General features: G+C 40.4%; 21 protein-coding genes. 3 read left to right on the forward strand and 18 right to left on the reverse strand.

The window, feature by feature from the left end; all coding sequences use genetic code 11:
• Nucleotides 1-12: 12 nt before the first annotated feature.
• From D0T57_RS05755 to tssD (D0T57_RS05805), 11 genes are all read right to left on the reverse strand, one after another.
• Nucleotides 13-951, reverse strand: coding sequence for a type VI secretion system baseplate subunit TssG (locus tag D0T57_RS05755; RefSeq protein ID WP_163271795.1), 939 nt, complete (start codon nucleotides 949-951; stop codon nucleotides 13-15).
• 13 nt (nucleotides 952-964) lie between these two features.
• The gene (locus tag D0T57_RS05760; RefSeq protein WP_163271798.1) at nucleotides 965-2,122 is read right to left on the reverse strand and encodes a type VI secretion system baseplate subunit TssK; all 1,158 of its coding nucleotides are present in this window, start codon (nucleotides 2,120-2,122) and stop codon (nucleotides 965-967) included.
• A 21-nt stretch (nucleotides 2,123-2,143) separates the two neighbouring features.
• Nucleotides 2,144-3,022, reverse strand: coding sequence for a TssN family type VI secretion system protein (locus tag D0T57_RS05765; protein WP_163271800.1), 879 nt, complete (start codon nucleotides 3,020-3,022; stop codon nucleotides 2,144-2,146).
• A 9-nt stretch (nucleotides 3,023-3,031) separates the two neighbouring features.
• Nucleotides 3,032-4,882 carry a hypothetical protein gene (locus D0T57_RS05770; RefSeq protein WP_163271802.1) on the reverse strand — a complete coding sequence of 617 codons (1,851 nt, stop codon included), beginning with the start codon at nucleotides 4,880-4,882 and terminating at the stop codon, nucleotides 3,032-3,034.
• A gap of 21 nt (nucleotides 4,883-4,903) precedes the next feature.
• Entirely contained in the window at nucleotides 4,904-5,350 is a 447-nt protein-coding gene (locus D0T57_RS05775; protein WP_163271804.1) for a GPW/gp25 family protein, read from the reverse strand.
• A gap of 24 nt (nucleotides 5,351-5,374) precedes the next feature.
• Complete coding sequence (locus D0T57_RS05780) at nucleotides 5,375-5,806, reverse strand: hypothetical protein (RefSeq protein ID WP_163271806.1); 432 nt, start codon at nucleotides 5,804-5,806, stop codon at nucleotides 5,375-5,377.
• A 21-nt stretch (nucleotides 5,807-5,827) separates the two neighbouring features.
• The gene (gene tssD / locus D0T57_RS05785) at nucleotides 5,828-6,271 is read right to left on the reverse strand and encodes a type VI secretion system tube protein TssD (protein WP_163271807.1); all 444 of its coding nucleotides are present in this window, start codon (nucleotides 6,269-6,271) and stop codon (nucleotides 5,828-5,830) included.
• Nucleotides 6,271-6,687: a type VI secretion system tube protein TssD gene (gene tssD, locus D0T57_RS05790; protein WP_163271809.1), complete on the reverse strand. Its 417-nt coding sequence runs from the start codon at nucleotides 6,685-6,687 to the stop codon at nucleotides 6,271-6,273. The genes tssD (D0T57_RS05785) and tssD (D0T57_RS05790) overlap by 1 nt, the downstream gene beginning before the upstream one ends.
• Before the next feature lie 93 nt (nucleotides 6,688-6,780).
• Nucleotides 6,781-8,133, reverse strand: coding sequence for a DUF5458 family protein (locus D0T57_RS05795; RefSeq protein ID WP_255490517.1), 1,353 nt, complete (start codon nucleotides 8,131-8,133; stop codon nucleotides 6,781-6,783).
• A gap of 31 nt (nucleotides 8,134-8,164) precedes the next feature.
• Nucleotides 8,165-8,623 (reverse strand): hypothetical protein, encoded by a 459-nt coding sequence (locus tag D0T57_RS05800; protein WP_163271813.1) that lies wholly within the window; start codon nucleotides 8,621-8,623, stop codon nucleotides 8,165-8,167.
• A 200-nt stretch (nucleotides 8,624-8,823) separates the two neighbouring features.
• Complete coding sequence (gene tssD, locus D0T57_RS05805; RefSeq protein WP_163271815.1) at nucleotides 8,824-9,219, reverse strand: type VI secretion system tube protein TssD; 396 nt, start codon at nucleotides 9,217-9,219, stop codon at nucleotides 8,824-8,826.
• Nucleotides 9,220-10,258: 1,039 nt separating this feature from the next.
• Here tssD (D0T57_RS05805) and D0T57_RS05810 point away from each other — a divergent pair.
• Complete coding sequence (locus D0T57_RS05810) at nucleotides 10,259-10,999, forward strand: TetR/AcrR family transcriptional regulator (protein WP_163271817.1); 741 nt, start codon at nucleotides 10,259-10,261, stop codon at nucleotides 10,997-10,999.
• Nucleotides 11,000-11,204: 205 nt separating this feature from the next.
• On the opposite strand, the gene D0T57_RS05815 is transcribed toward D0T57_RS05810, so the two are convergent.
• From D0T57_RS05815 to D0T57_RS05835, 5 genes are all read right to left on the reverse strand, one after another.
• Nucleotides 11,205-11,597: an HIT family protein gene (locus D0T57_RS05815; RefSeq protein ID WP_163271819.1), complete on the reverse strand. Its 393-nt coding sequence runs from the start codon at nucleotides 11,595-11,597 to the stop codon at nucleotides 11,205-11,207.
• 6 nt (nucleotides 11,598-11,603) lie between these two features.
• Nucleotides 11,604-12,071 (reverse strand): transcription elongation factor GreA, encoded by a 468-nt coding sequence (gene greA, locus D0T57_RS05820; protein ID WP_163271821.1) that lies wholly within the window; start codon nucleotides 12,069-12,071, stop codon nucleotides 11,604-11,606.
• Nucleotides 12,072-12,225: 154 nt separating this feature from the next.
• Nucleotides 12,226-13,404 carry a TlpA disulfide reductase family protein gene (locus D0T57_RS05825; protein WP_163271823.1) on the reverse strand — a complete coding sequence of 393 codons (1,179 nt, stop codon included), beginning with the start codon at nucleotides 13,402-13,404 and terminating at the stop codon, nucleotides 12,226-12,228.
• A 117-nt stretch (nucleotides 13,405-13,521) separates the two neighbouring features.
• On the reverse strand, nucleotides 13,522-14,175 hold the full coding sequence (locus D0T57_RS05830; RefSeq protein ID WP_163271825.1) for a thiamine diphosphokinase: 654 nt from the start codon (nucleotides 14,173-14,175) through the stop codon (nucleotides 13,522-13,524).
• Nucleotides 14,176-14,220: 45 nt separating this feature from the next.
• A complete protein-coding gene (locus D0T57_RS05835) occupies nucleotides 14,221-14,892 on the reverse strand; it encodes a hypothetical protein (RefSeq protein ID WP_163271827.1) in 672 nt (223 codons plus the stop codon).
• Between the two features lie 167 nt (nucleotides 14,893-15,059).
• Here D0T57_RS05835 and nspC point away from each other — a divergent pair, with 167 nt between their 5' ends.
• Nucleotides 15,060-16,202, forward strand: coding sequence for a carboxynorspermidine decarboxylase (gene nspC, locus D0T57_RS05840; protein WP_163271829.1), 1,143 nt, complete (start codon nucleotides 15,060-15,062; stop codon nucleotides 16,200-16,202).
• Nucleotides 16,203-16,621: 419 nt separating this feature from the next.
• Here the strand turns inward: nspC and D0T57_RS05845 are convergent, their stop codons facing one another.
• Nucleotides 16,622-17,452 carry a hypothetical protein gene (locus D0T57_RS05845; RefSeq protein ID WP_163271831.1) on the reverse strand — a complete coding sequence of 277 codons (831 nt, stop codon included), beginning with the start codon at nucleotides 17,450-17,452 and terminating at the stop codon, nucleotides 16,622-16,624.
• Nucleotides 17,453-17,615: 163 nt separating this feature from the next.
• Between D0T57_RS05845 and D0T57_RS05850 the strand changes: the two genes are divergently transcribed.
• Complete coding sequence (locus D0T57_RS05850) at nucleotides 17,616-18,662, forward strand: tyrosine-protein phosphatase (protein ID WP_163271833.1); 1,047 nt, start codon at nucleotides 17,616-17,618, stop codon at nucleotides 18,660-18,662.
• Between the two features lie 556 nt (nucleotides 18,663-19,218).
• On the opposite strand, the gene D0T57_RS05855 is transcribed toward D0T57_RS05850, so the two are convergent.
• Nucleotides 19,219-20,361, reverse strand: a complete 1,143-nt coding sequence (locus tag D0T57_RS05855) for a dipeptide epimerase (protein WP_163271835.1) — start codon at nucleotides 20,359-20,361, stop codon at nucleotides 19,219-19,221.
• Nucleotides 20,362-20,363: the final 2 nt, after the last annotated feature.

The raw sequence follows: 20,363 nt of genomic DNA on the forward strand, positions 1-20,363 counted from the left end.
AGTAACTGTTACTTACAATCTGGTATTTATTCCCAGATAGGCTGTATGCGTTTTGTCCGACAAGCGGAATTTTGCATATTCTTCCAATGTTTTATATCTCACATTCCTTTGTGTATTTGCAGGAAGCATCATCGTTATCAACTGTTCGAGAATAAGGTAATTGTTATAACCTTTCGAAAACGACTTCACTATTTCAGGATGTACGGGCCCTATGGTAATATTTATATCCCTGTATCCATCCTTGAATGTGTTACCCAATGTTGAATTTACTCCCAGTTTCCACTTTCCGGGTGTTATCTTTAAAGGGATAGCTGTTTTTATTTCCGACAATTCGCCCAATTCTACTTTGACCGGAGCTTCGAGGATTATCCCCATCAGTTTCCCTACCAAATCGAAACTTGTAGTTACACGATGCAGGATAGGGATTATCTTGATGAAAAAGACCGCCTGTTTCAGCGTCAAAAGCTTCAAGACAGACCAGTAGCCGGAAAAGATGTCTTTCAGATTACTGTGGAAATTCTTTTTATCGAACTGCCGCTCGTATAACTGTGCATCTATCAACAATTGATCGACAGCCATTTCGAAAGGCTGGAAATACCTTCTAGCATAAAATTCTTCCTCGCGATGGCGGCGTATCTCATTGATTATATCTTCCTGCGTCTTTCTCTTGGCTGTTTCGAACGGCTGATGAAAAACATTTTCGGGTATGGCATCGTAAATGCTGTTCCGGTTGGTATAGATATAGAGGTATTCCATCAGGTCTTCTTTGGAGAAGTCGTTTTTTACTTCAGCAATGTCTTTCGAAACATAACGCTTATCCCCTTTCTGACGAACAATAAGTATCTTATCCGCATCTAAGCCAGATTCTATTATCCCGGCAGCTACGACTTCCGCTCTATAATCTGTTTCCAGATTATTTATAGCATTATATTTATTGTTTTCCTCTCTCATTTATCATTGTCTTTTAGTCCAGAATAGTCCAGCCACCTACTTTCTTCACTATTTCGTGGCTGTTAGACCTCTCTCCTATAACGATATTTTCTTTGTGTTGCCCAATGTATTCGAGTGAGCTCAACTTGATCCACAGCTCGGAGATGATCCTCAGGAATGTTTCAACCTGCATCATCATCGCCCTTATATTGTTGTGGTCATAGATAATACCCAATGTGTTAGACAACAATTCTTCGAACGAGCCCGGCTTTACATCGCTCCATTCGTAGAAATAGCGGAGGAGTTCTTCTTTCTCTATCTTATTGATAAAGTTCATGTTGATATAGCAAATATGCGCCAGTGTAGAGAAATAGTTGACGATGGTTATAGGAGTTGCATCTAAACCAACATTGCGGTAATTGAAATAGACGGAGGCAATATAGCGCATCATATCTTCGCACATAGTACCGATATGAGTAGCTATGGTCGAATTTTGACTACGATTGCGTATCTTGGCAATAATAACCTTTGAGGCATTTTCTATATCGTTCATCAGCGAACCGAACTGTTCGAAATAACGTGTCAGGTCGGTATGGCTGGCCATAGATGTGCATGGTGGAATAAAGTTGGAGTCTACAACATAGCGTTCGCCAAAATGGCGGATACGTCCTATCACCAGATGATATGTTCCCAAAAGTTCGGTATTAAGTTCTCCCTTAGGCACAATAGACAACCCGTAATATGTGCTCACATCGGGGTGGCGCGGAGGAGTTTCCGAAGCATCGGGCATACCCGAAGGAACTCTGCGGTATGGGTCGGCAGTGATAATAACATCCCAATAGACAGTGTCGGAAAGGTTTTCCTTGGTGTTTGCATCGAATGTATGCACATATTCCATTGCTTCGCCGAAGGAAGGATTATAGTTTATCCGGCAGCCACCTATCATAATAGCATTACATTTGCGCAATTTTATTTCTACCGTACCTGTCACCCTTTCGCTGATGTCGAACTCACTCGAATTAGCTTTCCTGTCGGCTGACGGCAATAGGCCAAAGTTGTTTTTATTTAGCTGTATTGCTGAAGACTGGCATATGAAATTGGTAAAATAATTTTCTGTCTGTTCAAACAAATCGAAACGGACATCCATGCCTTCTGTCCAGTTTACCCGTTTATATTCCATTTTGTTGCTCATTGGTATATTGTTATATTTCTATTAATCTGTTATCTGGCTAAAATCCTCGTAGCGTGTCCTTTTCGCTATAATGATCCGGTGTTCCTTAATCTTATTTTTGGCAAAAGACAAATCGGGGTCGATATACCGTTTGCGTCCAAGTATCGACGTAATAGTATAGAATATCCACCCGTAAGAATTTTCGTAATCGGCATAAACAATAGGGGAAGCCGACGACTTGATATTATAATCGTTAATAAACACCTTGAACCATACCCCAAACGGCATATCTTCCTGAGCCTTCGCCTTTATATTGAGAGGAACCGTATCTGATATCTGGCGAAACATTTCCATCTCCACTACTGTAATCTTACCGCTATCAATCATTTCGCCATCCCAGCTATCTTCTTCCTGGTTATCGTATGACCATATTTTATATACCTCTAATGGTATATCCATAAAAGTCTGATATGCTTTACGGAAAACCGAAGGGAATATAAAAGGTAGGATACAGGTACATGCCCACAGGCCATATTGCAGTTCGTTGCAAAGGTTGAACACCAATGAGAACAACGTTCCGCCTACAACCATTATCACAAATACAAACAGGAATTCAACATAATAAGGTTTTTCTTCGATACCTTTTATCACCGATTTCAACAATTTCAGGGCATACCATCCCAAGAAGAAATACAATACCTGCAAGCTTATATAGGCATAGGGCATAAACCAATAGTCGATAAAGCCCAACAGACCCGGCAGGGCAAGTATCAGGCTGGCTGCCAAAAAGAAAAAAATCAGTTTCTTGTCGCTCAACAGCTGGTTTTTCTGAGCGATGATATATGTAACAATCCCGAAAATGATCCCTATAAGGGGTAATAGTAAATACAGTAATACAAATTCTCCTATTGCCAGTTCCATATATATATTTTAGATTTTATTATTTATATATACCCGGTAATTGAATGTTGCCGGGGAGTTTTCTTGTAATAGTTGTTTGAATACCTGCACTTCTCTCTCATCGAAAAAGTGCTGAAGTTCTTTCTTCGGCGCAAATAAGATATCCGTGGTACGGACAAATCCCTCGTTTTTTTCCGGGCTTTCCATTACTCCTTTACGGATTTCCACATCGTTAATCATATCGCCAAATCGTTCTTTGCAAAAACGTATTATATCGTCATTCGTGGTCAGCATCTCCCTGTCTGTCAATGATTTTACACGAAGCTTTTGCTGCTCCGAAGCTTGGGGCCTATTTTTGCCCCCGCTTGTTGGCGAAAGGGTGAAAAGACTAGAAGTGTCTATAGAAATATTCGATGATGTACAGTCTAAAGCGGTATGTTGCTTTATATTGTTGGCCTGCTCGCAATTTGTTGTCCAGTATTTTACAAAAAACACATCGTTTTTTTCGAACTGGTCGATCAATATATAGCTTTGTACTTCCAGTTTTTCTTTGGTCTTCGCTAATTGTTTTTTTATGTGCTTTATTAGGCTATGTACCCCCTGTAGGGCTTCGCCGTCATTATCTCCCGATCCGTTATCGACTCTGATCGACGAATGGCTTTCCAACTGATTAACCAAGTTTGTGAGGTATTCTACCCCCTCGCGCTTGCTATAGCGTTCGTATCCTCCCCGCCGTAAGGAATATGTACTGTATTGCTTTTCCGATGTATTGTCGAATGGAAGTTCGCAATATAACTTACCCTGTGTATTTGTTACCGAATGCACCGACAGCAGCGATTCGTTGTTTACGGTTTCTAATGCTATTACCGGCAAGACATCGTTTACTTCGACTGTCTTTTCCCTCAAATTTTTATTAGCTACCGGAAAGGCGTTAATACTCACTACCATTGTATCTATTACAGCTGTCTGCAACCTCGATGAATATTCGATCTCCAGCCATAGCAAAGGTCGGGTAAAATCTTCGGTGAAATGCCCCGGAAAGAAATTGACTAATTCGTCCGGAAATCTCTTTTGCTCTGCATTAATATTCAGTTCGTCGGTAATGGTGAGAAAATGGCGGTTGTAAAAATTGAATATCGAATTATCTAATTTTTTCGAAATATCAAAACTATCGAACAGATCAACGATACGATCTTCCGAATTATGTTCTATTTCGTATAATCCCTGCTTGCTGATCAATTTTCTTCCGTTTAGCTTCCATGTCATGAAAGGGAGCATACTCAAATACTCACCTTTATTGGTTATTCCTAAAAAATCGAAATAAAAAGACAGGTCTTTCAATATTTCGACCGACTCATCAAATTCTAAGGCTACCCAATACGACCTTTTTGCCAAAGGCTCAGCATTGCGGGAACGGAAAATAAGCGTTTTGTTCTGATCGGTATCTATCTGATAGCATAGACCATCATGAACGATATACCGTATCCCCCCTTTACGCAACTTTGTATTACAGACCGAATAAAAAGTCAAATTATCCAGACCTTGCGGTAAGTGTTTCTTCTCTTTAAGAATAAAAGGAATTTCACCGGACAATACAATCTCATCCTCATTGGGTGCAGCGTGTAAAATACAATGAGCCGGATATGCCGAAAGAGAAATATCGGTGCAAAGCATGCCCGACAAGGTATCGAGCATACGGGATTCGATATTACCTATTTCGTCCGACAGCTTATAGATTTCCTCTGCCAACGACTCGATGAAAAGGGTAATTATCGGGTCTAGCGAGTCAACATGCTTAATGCCTAAATAATTAGCAGCAAATCTGAGCATCCTCTTCAGGATAGCCCGCTTGTTCATATTATGTACATTATTCTTATTCATTATGCATATTCTCAATTATACCTACTCCGTAGATAAAGGACCTAGAAACAAAGCGTACTGAAATTTGCAGGGCTCGTTGTTAGATACCAATCGTGAACGGATATATACCTTTACTTCTTTTTTTATAGCTGTTGTTTGCAATGTATAATCCTGGCGCGAAACTTCTTGGATGTTCAGGGTTACACTCACATCTTTCAGCCGTTTTTCATATGTTTGTACAGCATTTAAGATATGAGCAGCAAAATCATCTTCCCATTTTTTGCGCGAGACGACTCTTTCGAAATCCATATCCCAGATACGGCAACCAAATTGTTTATCGAATTTATGTTCACCCGGACAGGTTGTTAACAGTAGCTCTATATATTGGTCTATGGAACTCACCTCGCTGCACGTGCTCATTTTTTTTCCGTCTTCGTCGAAAACGGAATCAAAATTGATTGGCAACTTATAGTTTCTATGAGAGTTCATAGTATAATTTCCTCTTTTTTTATATTAGTGTCTTCTTTCTATAGCATTCAACGGGCTGCCATCGAACCGAGCACGCCCGGCTTTCTTCCGAAATACCGACCTGCGTCTTTTCGATAGAGAGCTATCTTCTATGGCTGTTCTGGTTTCGTCGAAACCATAGTTGCCGGATAATTTCAGCACATATACCTTTTCTTTGTAAGACAAAGTAGTACGGCATACCGAAATCACCATTATATGTTCGTGCTTGCTTATTGGATATAAGTCCAACAAATAAAGCCCTATATTCAGTTGTGCTTTTGCATACGACTGATTTTCATAATCTTCGAAAGGTTTTCTCAAAAAACATCCATTAATATTGCCTTGCGAAATATATCCCCAGTTGCCGACTTTTCCGCCCCTGAATAAATCCAACTTGAGCAGCAGGTAAAACTCTTGTATGGTATAATGGTCTTTCATCCGCCTTTCCCTATTATACCGTTACCATTTGTTTTCGTACTCTTCGTTACCAATCCTCAAATGTCGTGGCGAAATGACCAAAGTAGTCAGTACTCCTGCGCCTTGCGGATTCATTATTTTCTGATAATTGGTACAATAGGCATCCTTGAACTGGATATGCAACTGTGCACCTTCCCTTATCATACCATCATTCATAAGAAAACGAAATTCGCCATCTTCTTTCTTGTAGGTATCCATCATCCACGAATTGATATTTTCGTCAGGGATATCACTGATCGTTACGGTAATACGACCTCCTTGAGTTTGGCTATCGGGTTTATTCTTAAAGTTTATATCCTGCCCAAACTCCAGATCAAATTCTTCGACGATGTATTTCTTGCCTTTGAATCGAAGATGGACAACCATTGATGGCTCCTTCTTGCCAAAAAACAAGCGTCCACTACGTATTTTATCAAAAAAACCCATTATTTGTAGCTGTTTTCATATTCAGTAGCTCCTATTATCAACTTTTGCGCGTTGATAGTCAATAGCAGCATCACATTGGTTGTATCTCCCGGCTCGTAATGGAAGCGGAAACTGACAGGGCGTCCTTCTTCGAAATAAACCTTTTCGAGCGATTCGCTAAAGGCGTCGTTTATTGTCACTTCACCATTATATTTTCGTTCGGCATCGAATACCCACGACATTATATCATCGTTGGGCAAAATAGGTAAGGCTACCTGAATATTTCCACCGGCAATATCAGAATTTACCTGTCCTTTCCTGTCAACGGTCTTATCTAGCGAGTATTCACAATACATCAATTCGTAACTTTCGCGATAGAGATGCTGAATATTGTCTGTCTTAGGACTTCTGAGTCTGAGTATTGCTTTTCCTTCCATTTTATCTGCCTTTTTTTGTATCTCAAGCACCCGTCCATTATCAGACGGATGCCTGGATACGACTTCCCAATCTTAGCTTATTTATAATGGGGATTATTGTTGTTCTACCTCTGAATTCCATTCATTCTCATCTTCGCCCTTAGTACCGTCAAGTTTGATTACGAAACTTTTGGCAGGGAAATATGGAGTTATATGAATATCGAGGAAAATACGGTCTTTTTGATTTGGGTCGCGTTCGAAACGCATAATCTTGAATTTCTCGATCAAACGGCCGGGACCTTGTACGCCATCCAAAAATTTAATGATCTGAGAGCGAAGGTCGCGTTCTGTTTTGCCACTCCAGTTTTCGAAAGCACGGCGGTTCAGGAAGTCGAACAATACCTTCATTATATAATCGAATACACGCACTACCGAGTAGGTCTGAAGCCCCAGGTTGTCTCCGTTGAATAGTGTTTTGCCCGAGAAAGCCATAACCTTACCATATTCGTTTACCATCGGTATCAAGCCCATTTTATCCAGTTGAGATATCTCGCTTTTCTTCAATGGGAATACAACACTGTCTACTTCATTGATGCCGCCGTATTTTTTACCTGCTGTAATCTGAGACATGAGCGTAGTATATACTTTTCCGGCCAATGCTGCTGCCGGAGAAACATGCACGTCGTGCTCTTCACCCAGCTCGCTATACTTGCCACGCCCTATCAGCCAGTTACAAGCCATACATGTATTGGCCTTGAATACATCGCCTCCCGAAAGGTTGGATGTAAAGAACATATCTACTACATCGTCAGGGTTTTCCAAGTCCATAAAGTCGGTATAAAGCATCACTTTGTTTTCGTAAGCTATTTTCGACCATTTATCCATGATCTTGGTTCCGCCCAGATAACCCGGTAATACAAGCAACGAATAATTCATCCGCAAGTCTAGCTTATCATAGTTTTGTTTCAGCTCGTTGGCAATGTGATCTATAAAACGGGAGTTGTCCAAATCTGTGATCTGGTCGCGCGAAGCGTTGACTACCGATATATTTGTTAATTTATCTGATTCTGTATTTTTATAAAACAGCATGACATTGCGATAAGATTGCTCCAGGTCGCGAACTGTTTTCACTGCTGCTAACTGATTTTTCTTCAATAATTCGGAAGCGTTGGCTGCATTTTCGACCGACTTCTCCAACATTTCTGTTGCCGATGACGATGACGAAAGCAACTCGAGCCACAGGTCGATATTATTTATTAAGTTCTTTCTTGATGCCTTATGTGCTTCATCGTACAAAAAAGCTTTTTTGCGCGCACCTCTGGCCGGATTCATTGCTGCTATATTGTCTACAACCGATTCGAGGAATCCGAATCCGCCATAACGAGCCAGACTATCGACTGCTTCGCTATAAGAACTGGCTGCTGCACCTTGTTTTTTGCCTACCTTCGCTTCAGCAACAACCGTCATTTCTTTTTCTTCTGCCATATTTCGTAATTTTTTATTCGTTATCTGTTGCTTGTATTTCTGCCTTTATGCTTTCCAACAAAGTCATAAAAGCTTGTTTCGCTTCTGGATTTTCCAATACACGTTGTAGTACTTTATTGGAACGCAATTGTTTGGTCTGGTTCTCAAAAAAGTTTTTCTTTGTATTTACATCGCTGAGGAACGAGCTTTGCTTTGTCATGTTCTTGACATCGAATTCGCCTGTGTTTCTGAAATGAAATGTTTCATTTACAGGTTGTCCCTCTGCGTTTTCAAACTCTACATCTATTTGCGGTTTGTAGTGTTCAAAAACCTGTTCAATAGACGTTAGGCCTGTTACCACTTCTGGATTGATAGGCTCGTCGGATGTTAATTTCTCAACTATCAGCGTCCTGTTTTCCGGAATTGCGGCGATTGCTTCCGAAGCATCTATTTTCACTTCGTTACCACCGATTCCATATTCCATTATTGCCATATGTGTATCTTTTAAATTATTTTGATTCTGAAAATTTATTTATCTTTGTCCTTATTTCCTGAATGTGGGCATATAAAGGCATATGGCATTGCACAAAAGCCTATTTAAACCTATAGGGAAATAGTTAATAAGAAACGGAACGGAGGGATCGCTCGGTACTTAGCAGGAACAGAGAAATCCTCTCCGCATCCGTTCTGTTTTTACTTGTCTGTTGGCCAAGATTGCTCGATTTGAGCTCCACCAATCTTAAGAATTTGAGCAGAAACCCTGAAAGACAACATCATTGGCTGTTTTCCGATCACGTCAATGTCTTCCTTGAAGTCGATAATGTAGCCATTCTCCCAAATGAGTTCTTTCATTTTAGATTCTTCGTTTCCTCTGTTGAAAACTACACTACCCGAACCAGGCTTAAATTGATTTGTCATCGCTTCGATTATAGATGTATCTTCTGTTGACTCCAGAGTCACATCTATAGTTCCACCATAAATGTCTGATGACGGACGTCCTTTAGCATCTACGTCTCTTCTTAAATGATAACTGCATTTTTGCACATCAAATTCTTTTCCATCAATGGAAAGGGTTGCTTTAAAAGCCATAGTTATTAAGTTTAAAATGATTATTAAATACCAATGCAACAGCATTGGCTTGCATTCTTATTTATCTTTTTATTTTTATGAAACTTGTTTCTGGGTATAGTTTGTGAGATTTTTTACATTATAGTTTCCCTGATTGTTTTTTGTGTTATAAAATGTTACTTTTATCCTTTTCCATGTCAATAATCAAAGCATTTAGTTAAATTTATGTGGCATTGCACAAATATATACATGTTTACTTTCTCAAATATAGATAAAAAAACTATTATAAAATAGACCTATTATGTTATTTTAACCATATATTAAGTAACATAAAACCTAGAACAATTTTAACAAAACACAAGAAAGAGTCATTCACCACAAGCACCCCCCCTCTCAATACGCCAAAAATACACAAGAAACAGAAAAGCCAAAATCACCGATTTACAGGCCACAAAAGCCCTTGCAAAGCAACAGCAAATACAGAGAAGACCAGTTGACGGAAAAATAGATTTAACACAAAACGACTCCGACCCGCAGACATTTTCATTGCAAAAAAAACACTTTCGAAGCTAAAAAAGCAACCCTCCTCTTTTTAAAACAATTATTTACACAATAACAATTGCTCTCATGCCGGCAGCAACAAAAACACAAAAAAAAGAACCGACCTGGCGGCCACGCACAAACAGAGCCACCTGGACAGGCAAACAGCTTCATTATAAGAAATAAGAGTAAATATTAATCTCCTTTTTTTTAACTATTAACATTTTTCTTTTTCTCATTTATTAATTATTTATTATGTTTGCATTGTAAATAAGATAAGCAATCCTAATTTAGTATATACATAGAGTAAGCTCATATCAGTTTGTTATTTTCACATATAGCAGATTTGCATATAGCTGTTGCATTACAGACTTAATAAATAATTATACTTTTCTATTAGATATTGACTAATAGTCTAGTTAACAACCCAGTTGCAAAGATAAACGGTTTCTATCATCTAACGTATTGAAACCTGTAGGCCTTAATAATACCATAGTCATAATTTTTATATTTTGAAGGGATGAAGAATAGCAAAAATAACCGAAGAAAAAGGAGAACGAACGAAGATGTTCAGTCTGATCTGTTAAACGCTGCCGAGCAATTAATCAAGGAAAAAGGGTTCAAAAACATAGCAATCACCGAAATAATGAAGAAAGCTGATGTAGAACCCAGCGTAGTATATAAAAGATTTAAAGATCTGGACGACTTGTTTGACAAATATGTTCGAAAACATGACTATTGGTTTCACGACCTCATAGAAGCCCATATCGAAGAAAAGCATCCTATCTCGTCCATGAAGAACATATTGGAAGGACTAACAGACACTCTTTATGAAAATAAGGTTATACGACAAATCTTATCGTGGGAGATCACTGACAAAAACAAGACTACCTGTTGGACTGCACAAAGCAGGGAGCTGCAATCCGAACCTCTGCTTAAATATTTCAGGAAAAATATGCCACAGACAATTGATTTCGATTGCTTGATAGCTATAATTATAGGAGGTATTTATTATGCAGTACTTCATAAAGATGTATCTACGTTCTGCAGTATTAACTTCGATGACGAAAAAGGTAAATCCTTACTATTAAAAACCATAAAACAAATTATTGACTGTGTATATTCGCAAGAGATTTCGATAAGCGAAGAAAGCATAAGACAGCAAGAGAAAATACGAATGGCCCAAGCCTTATACACTAACAAAGTGGATATGAGAACAATAGAGAAGGTAACCGGGCTTACATTTAAGGATCTCAGATAAAAACAGTTACAACACAAGGCTCCTCCTTTTGATATGCCTTGAAGTCTATTGCTGACGGGATGCTCCTCGGCAGAGCCTATTCCGTGTCAACTTCGCTCGTAAGATAGGATTAGTTTGTAGAAATGCGCCGACTGTTTTTCAGTACTACACTACCCAATTGGGGTACGCGCATAAAAAAACCGGCATAACAGACCGGTTTTATTGTTCATATAAGTTCTCTTATATTTTTTGCTATTGCTTCAAATTCAGCTTTCTCCAGCTTTTGTCTCTGGTTAGACAATATCATGTCCGACTCTTTGTTTATCGGAATAAGGTGTATATGTGCATGTGGTACTTCCATACCCACCACCATCATACCTACACGTTGGCAGGGGATGGCTTGCTTGATTGCTATCGCTACCTTTTTTGCAAAAATATTCATCTGGGCCAGCGTGGTGTCGTCGAGGTCGAATATGTAATCCGTCTCTTGTTTGGGCACTACCAACGTATGGCCTTTGGTCATAGGATTTATGTCGAGAAAGGCGTAGAAATTATCGTCTTCGGCTACCTTGTACGAAGGTATCTCTCCTTTTATTATCTTGGTGAATATTGTTGCCATAGCCTTTTAGATTGAAATATTCACTATTTCGAACGACATGATACCCGATGGCACTTTTATTTCGGCTACATCGCCTACTTTTTTGCCCATCAGTCCTTGTGCGATAGGTGTACTTACAGCTATTTTGTTTTCTTTGAGGTTAGCTTCGCTTTCGGCTACCAGCATATAAGTCATCTGTTGGTTGTTCTTGGTGTTGCGGATAGTAACTTTGTTTAGTATCTGCACTACATCCGTACCTATCGAATCTTCGTTTATCAGGCGGGCATTTGCCAACAGGTTTTTCATCTGGGCTATTTTGGCTTCCAGTAAGCCCTGAGCCTCTTTAGCCGCATCGTATTCTGCGTTTTCCGACAAGTCGCCTTTATCGCGGGCTTCCGCTATCTGCTTTGAGATAACAGGCCTTTCGCTTTCGAGGACGGCGATTTCCTCTTTCAGTTTTTTGTAACCATCTTCGGTCATGTAAGAGATAGCCATAGTAAATTAAAAATAAAAATTAGTTAGTGACTATTATGTTTTTTTATGAGACAAAAAGAAAAAGAATCCTTGCCATGTATAGGCCAGAACTCCTTTTCTTTTCAGTCTATTAAAACAAAGATAGGATTAAAATCCCATATATTCAAAATATTTCTTACAATATTTTCCCAACTTCGGTAGCCAGATCGTCAGACGATGACATACGTTTCATAATCTCACCTTTCCTATTGATTAAGAATGTAGTAGGTATTCCCTGCACATTATATTTTTGCAAAACATCGCTTCCCGGATTCATTTGTCCACCTATGCGGGCACATACCCAAGGCAGGTTGGCGGCACTGTTGCGCCATGCGTGTTCGTCGGTATCTATTGATATCTGATATACTTCTACATTTTCTTTGTATTTGGTATATACTTCGTTGATGGCGATGTTGCGTGCAACCGAAAAATCTGTTTTATATGCAGTAAAATCCAGTATTACTACTTTTCCCTTCAGCGACGAAAGGCTTACACTTTTGTTTGTCTTGTCGGTCAACGTGAAGTCGTAATATGCAGAATGGTCACTTACTTCTACGCTTTGTATATTTTCCAGAGCTTTTTGCTGGTTTTCCATTTGTTTTATTTCGGCGAGGGCAGTCAATGTAAATGTTTTCAGATGTTCGGCTCGCGGCGAAGTCGATTTGTACTGATCCCAGACTGTAGCCACGGCTTGGAACAACGCAAGGTCTTTCTTGTTGTAGGGGTCGAAAATCAGGTAGCTGTCTACTCTTTGGAACAAAGCGAAGTAGGAAGCCAGGCTATTGAAATTCTTGTAAATAAGGTTGCGGGCTTTTTCCTTGTATTCTTCTACAGATTCCTGAACGCCTTGCGAAAATTCTTCCTGCGAAATGGCCTTTTCTTTAAATCTTTTGTTCAGGTCGGTAAAGGATAGACTCAATTTATTCTGCGCCATTACTACTTCTTTTATCAGCACCGAACTACCAGACCCTTCTACACTATAGTCGAGAGCGAAACGGGCTTTAGGGGCTTTTACCGTAATGGTTTCGGTAGAATCAACCGAGAGGTTGATGGTTTGCCCGCCAAGTTTCAGTATATAAAATTCCGGATATCCGGGGTCTGCTTCTGTAAACTTGAAGTTACCTTCTTTATCGAGCATTACCGAATCTATGATTGTAGTCTCATTCAGCGAACGCCTTTCCAGATAAAGTACTGTGCTGTCGGCATCGGTTATGGTACCTTCTATTGTAAATGCGGGGGTTTTGTCTTTACAGCCGATAAGTGCTACACAGGCTGAGATAAGGATTATGGCTCTTGACCAGAAAGATGTTTTCATGTACAATTTTGTTTTTATAATAGCGAAACAAAGATATTAATAATAATTAGATGTAAAAGCTATAGGGGATTTGTTTTTAATCACAATTTGCTGTATTCTCGTCCCCTACTTTATTTTTCATTTTTCATTCAGAAATGCCCTGTAAACCAACATCCGCCCGTCTGTCTCTATCGTAAATTCGTCTCCTGCGGCTTCGTTGAGACTTGCTTGCCACCAGTTGGTAAATACCCGCCGGACGACAGGGTATTTCAGGTTGTGGGTAGTAACGGTACACCTGTCGATAGAAAAAAGCGATACCTGTTGGCCCTCGCAACTTTGGAATGTAGCAGTCTTGTCTATTGCTGTGAATATGCCATAATTGCTTATTATCTGCACATCGGCATAGGGGAGGTATTCGCACAAAAGGCTCACGTTGGCAATGGTATGGTCTTCGCGCTCGCCAGTAGCACCCAGTATTGTTATTTGTGTGCGCCCTTGTTCTACGCAGAAGTTCACGGCTTTGGTCTGGTCGTTTGTTTCCTGTTCGGGTATGCAATGAACAATATTGGCGAATAGCCTTGCATTCTCTTCTGTCAACGAATCGCAATCTCCTACTATGGCGTCTGGTTTCAGCCCTGTTTTTATCAGGCTGTTTATTGCTCCGTCGCAACAAACCAGATAATTATTGTTGTTCAATATAGTAAGAGGTACGATATGTGAAGGGAACTCGCCATTCGCCAATATCACTGTATCTACACCCAGCCCTGCTACGGGCAGCTTGTATATTTCCATTTTTGCTGTTTACTTAAATCAACAGCAAAAGTAATGAATTGTTTTTTATTCTTCTTCCTGCTCGAATGTTCCTACTATCGGCACAACCGGAGCGGCAGGCGCAGCTTCAAATTCGAATACATTGCCTTTGCCTTTGCTGTCGAATTCTATCATCTTGTGTTGCACACCGTTTTTGTTTACTCTCACACCCCATTTCTGAGTGCCTTCGGTGTACCAGAATGTATATTCCCACTTGTTTCCATCGTTGAGGTTATACATATTTTGTTCTTCGAGGTACTTGAGTACATCGTTGTATCCGAACTTGTTGCGTCCTTCTTCGAGATCGGTAATTGTACAATTGCCGGTTGCATCGCACTCTATGTGTTTTCCTACTTCGAGCTGGCTAGGCAGGTAAACTACTTTTTGTTTAAGCTTGCCATTAGGATAAAACTCCTTGTACACTATATGCATTGCCGGATACGGAGGGCGTTCGAATACTTCGATATTGGTATTGCGCCCATACGATTTTATTTCTACCAATGTCCCGTCTTCGCGGGTTTCGGTAATATTAAGGCGTGCGCCCCTGTTCCTGTATTTGGCTACGTTGAAGCTTTCGTAATCCATAAAGACCTTACGGTTCGGATAGATTTCGGTATATTCTACCTGAGCAAAAAGCGGTGAAATATTAAATAATACGCCGCTTAACAATAAAAAGAATAATGATTTAATGTTACGCATAGTTTTTTGTTTTTTGTGTTAATACTCTTCTAGTTTGCTTATTTCGTTTAATTTAGAGTAAATTAAGTAAGGTATATTAATTATCGCCATTCCGGGGGCTAAGATAGTTATTTTGCCTTTAAAATTTAATATCTTTGACGCAAAAATATATTAATGGTTTAAAACATATGGTGGAAATAAACAAGATACCCTCACCTTGTTATGTGATGGAAGAAGAATTACTAAGAAATAATCTTACCCTTATCAAGTCGGTAAAAGAGAGGGCTGGAGTAAATATAATACTTGCATTCAAGGCTTTTGCCATGTGGAAATCGTTCCCTATAATCAGGGAATACATCCCCCACTCCACAGCCAGCTCGATACACGAGGCGCAACTGGCTTACGAAGAGATGGGAAGCTATGCCCATACTTTTTCGCCGGCTTATACCGAAGAAAACTTTCCGGTATTTATGCAATACAGTAGTCATATTACCTTCAATTCGCTATCGCAATACAACAGGTTCTACCCCGAGACACGGGGTTACCAACGACATATATCGTGCGGCATACGCATCAACCCCGAATTTTCGGTAGTCGATACCGATTTGTATAATCCTGCCACTCCGGGTTCGCGGCTCGGTATTTCTGCCGACCAGCTTGCAGATGGGCTTCCCAAAGGTGTAGAGGGACTACACTTCCATACCTTGTGCGAATCGTCGTCGTACGATCTGGAAAAAACTCTGGAGGTGATAGAAGAAAAATTCGGGTATCTGCTTCCTCTGGTCAAATGGTTCAATATGGGTGGTGGCCACCTTATGACCCGCAAAGATTATGATGTGGAACATCTGATAAAGGTTCTGAAAGCATTCAAAGCCAAATATCCTAACCTCGAAATCATTATGGAGCCGGGCAGCGCATTTGCATGGGAAACAGGCACGCTGGTTTCTACTGTGGTAGATATTGTGGAAAACAGGGGTGTAAAGACTGCCATTCTCGATGTATCGTTTGCCTGCCATATGCCCGATTGCCTCGAAATGCCTTACAAGCCACGCATACGGGGAGCCTACCACGAACCTGTGGATAGCCTGCCTACGTACCGCATGGGAGGCAACAGCTGCCTGAGCGGCGACTTTATCGGCGAATGGTCTTTCGACGAGCCTTTGCTGATAGGCGACAAAATTGTCTTCGAAGATATGATACATTATACCACTGTGAAGACTACCATGTTCAACGGAATCTCGCATCCGTCGATCGCCCTGTGGACTAAAGATAATAAGCTGGAGATATACAAACAGTTCGGATACGAAGACTATAAGAACCGTATGAGCTGATCTCGGGCTAAATGTTAAAAAACAAAGGGCATACAATAAGTATAATTCGGGGGCGTTTCATAATATGGTAACTAAACAAGGGAATCGCCTATGAAAAAAATCTTTACACAAGAAAGTAAGAAACCTAACAAAGAGGAGGTTGTCGTACCGACTCAGAAAACATTGGATTTTTTGAAACAATTTGCACGCGCATATTATGTAGAAAAATCATTACCAAATACGGTAAACGAATTTTGTGTTAATTAATTTTAAGTTCCTTCGGAACTTTTGTAAAAGGCATAGACCGTAGGAGTTATGCCTTTTTTTGTATTACTGAATGACCGTAATGGGTTCAAAAATAATTGATAATAATAACGACTAACTATATACGATTTTTCACCAAGACAATATAGGTTAATTGTCTTGGTGAAAAAACCACTTTATACAGGCTTATTCTCTTTTACACCTTTTGCCGATTTTATTATTTCCTGCCTTTCTTTCTTATAGTTTTGACGAAGTTCAGTAAGTTTTTGTTGTTGAACATCGGGAGCTATGCGGCTACGTTCTATAGCCGATTTTTCTTTGACGAAATTCTCCTTTAACGACTTCAATTTATCAATACTGGCCTGATCGAGTTTGCCGTAGCCTCTTTTTCCCTTGTGTGCAAAATGGCGGTTTTTACCAAAGTCTTTCCTCAGCTCTTTCACCATAGCTTGTTGTTCCGGTGTATAAACTTGATTTAAAGCTTCCTCTCGTTCTTTTGCCAATTCCTTCGATTTGGCTCTGAAATCTTCGTTAATGGCTTTGATTTTTTCTTTTTGGTCATCGGAGAGATTCAGGTCCTTCATCTGGCGTTTCATCTTATCACCTCTCATCGCCATTTGCCTGTCGTTTTGCTTCTTTCTTTTCACATCAGCCTTAGAGCGTCTCTCATCACGGTCTTTAGCTCTTTTTTCTCTCAGCTCTTTCATTTTGGTCTGTTGTTCGGGCGTCAATATCTTGTTTACAGAAGCAGCGTGTTGTTCTCTCAGTTCCTTTACCTTAGCTTGTTTTTGTTCTTTGGTAAGGTCCGACTGTTTTTGTACATCCCCCATCTTTTTTCTGAAATCAGCCCTCTCGGTTTCCATTTTCTTTTTCTGTTCGTCCGACAAGTTCAGTTCTTTTTCGATAGCGGAGTTACGTCTTCCGCGTCCTTCCCTTTGTTGAGCAACTACATTTGTAGTCAACGATATACTCATCAATATAGCCAACGATAAAAATAATCTTTTCATAACATTTCCTTTTTTTAAGTTCTATGTGATTAGATATATTTTAGCCATTGAGGTTTAACCAGTATCCGATATTTAACATTTTATCACATCCACTATGTTCTGTATATCATTTATTAAGCGAAACTTTGAGTAACTTGCGCTATTATTTCAATCTTATAACCATATGAATAAAATACTTTTCTACATGACACTAGGAACGGCAATACTATCATCGTGCGCCAAACAGGAAAACAAGCCCGGATATTCGGGCAAAGATGTTACAGCAGATGTATCTATCATCAGAAGCAAGAAAGACAAATCGGCTTCGTTGCAAATCTATACTTCCGGGAAATGGACTCTTTACGGAGGAAACAGTGTGGATAATATTGATTTTTCGAATCCGATAGCGCAAGGCCAGGATAGCGGGACATTCCCTCTGGATGTAGCAGATTCGGTACGCTCATATTTTCAGATTGTGACCGAAGAGGGCAAAGCCATCCTTGCCGACAGGCATTTGCCTATGACCGGCGGTTACAACTTCAGAGATTTGGGTGGATACCGCACTACAGATGGCAAGTACGTGAAATGGGGCAAGATATTCCGTTCCGACGATCTGCATAACCTGACAGATGCCGACCTTAAATACTTATCGGCTATACCTCTGACTTCTATTGTCGATTTCCGTTCGGAGGAAGAAAGGACATTGCAGCCTGATATAAATCCGGCATCGGTAAAAGAAAATTATGCATATGCTATTTCGCCGGGCAATCTGATGGAAGCTGTTTCGAAAGACATAAGGCTGTTGACGGCAGAGAAAGTAGATACCCTGATGATGGAAATGAATATATTGCTGGTAACCGATTCTGCTTGTATAGCTCAATACCGGAAATTTTTCGAACTATTGCAGAATGAAGCGGATGTGCCATTGATGTTTCATTGCTCGGCCGGAAAAGACCGCACAGGCATGGGAGCTGCTCTTGTTTTATCGGCACTGGGAGTAGACGAGCAGACTATTATAAGAGATTATCTGGATTCGAATATTTATCTGGCAAACAAGTATGCTAAGTTTAAGACTGAATATCCACAACTATCGGCATTATACGAAGTTAAGCCTCAGTTTCTACAGGCGGGTATCGACAGGATAAAAAAAGATCATGGCTCTATAGAAAATTATCTGACTAAGGTTTTGAATGTTGATATTCAAAAAATGCAACAAATGTATTTGTATTAACGCAAGTTCAATATAATAATATTCAGATATCAGTTAGTTATGGGGTTCCCTTGTGAACTTTGTGTAAAACTTTGTGTTCTTTGAGGTTAAATCTCATTTTTTCACCACAAAGGACACGGAGTTTTACTCCATATGCTTTGGTAAACAATTGATTGCATACTACAACTCTTTATGTCGAACTCACGTTAATATATGTAATCGGAAGCAGAAAAATTTATCTATATAAGCTCCCTACACCAAAAGGAGGGGGAGTAGAACGAAGCTAAAAGGGGAGAAAAGTAACAATAAAAAAAGTAACGAAATACTGTTACTTGTGTTACTTTTTGCCACCTCACTCCCGCTCTCTCCAAAGGGAGAGAGCCGCAAAGCCACGACAAGAGAGAGAAAAGTAACAATGAGAAAAATAACGAAAAGGTGTTACTTGTGTTACTTTTTAACTATATATTGCAAAAATAGGTTAAAACAATGCGGGTTTCCGCAAACGCTAACGACAGAAAGGGGCAAAAAGTAACAGGGATGCTTAGCCGGTTATCCGGGTTTGATAGACGATCAAGCTTTATCGAACCCTCCTGACGCCTATACCCGGCAGGTCGTTCAGGGTCATTTTCCCGTTTACGACCGTTGTACCTTCGAAGCAGTCGTTGCTGATAAGCAGGTTACCGTCCAGATCTGCCCATTCGGCAACAGGCGACAATTGCGTGGCAGCCGATATGGCACACGATGTTTCTACCATGCAGCCTATCATCACTTTCATGTTGGCAGCATGGGCTACGGTTTGTATTTTCCATGCTTCGCGCATGCCTGTGCATTTCATCAGCTTTATGTTGACGCCGGTAAATGCACCCTTTAGCCGGAGCACATCGGTCAGCCGTTGGAACGATTCGTCGGCAAATACAGGCAGAGGGCTACGTTCGGTAACCCATGCAGCATCGTCGAGATTATATTTAGGAGTGGGCTGTTCTACCATGACTATACCGCGTTCTTTGAGCCAAAGGATCATATCGAGAGCCAGATGTTTGTCTTTCCATCCCTGATTGGCATCTATGGCAATAGGTTTGTCCGATACCGAACGGATGGCTTCTATCATACGTTTGTCCTCCTTTTCGCCCCGTCCCAGCTTCACTTTCAGTATGTTGTAGGGCGAAGCCTCTTTGGTTTTCCGGCGGACTACATCGTCGGTGTCTATGCCGATGGTGAATGTAGTAGACGGCGTATTTTCCCTGTTCAGCCCCCATATCTTATACCAGGGCTGGTTCATTAGCTTGCCGGTGAGGTCGTGCAGGGCTATGTCGATGGCAGCCTTCGCAGCGGTATTGTTTTCTGCTATCCGGTCTACATAGGCCAGTATATCGTCCATCTCGAACGGGCTGGCGAACTGTTCGAGGTTTACTTTTTTCAGGAACTCCACAACCGAAGCCTGTGTTTCGCCCAGATAGGGAGGCAACGAAGCTTCACCATATCCTGTAATGCCATCGTAGGTTATTTCCGTGAGAACAACAGGCGTAGTTGTCCGCGACGAATTGGCAAGGGTAAACACATGGCGCATTTGCAGGTCGTAGGGCTTGAAGCTGAGTTTCATCCTCTTATCAGCCAGAGATATCACTTTCCGGTTGTTGAGGGCAAATGCCTCGAAAGAATTTATGGTAGCTAAAGCGCTTGTTATTGCAGCCGCTTTCAGAAAGTTTCGTCTTGATGCCATAT

Origin of the sequence: Dysgonomonas sp. 511 (genome assembly GCF_010501105.1) — a bacterium.
In the GTDB taxonomy this organism is placed as follows: Bacteria; Bacteroidota; Bacteroidia; order Bacteroidales; family Dysgonomonadaceae; genus Dysgonomonas.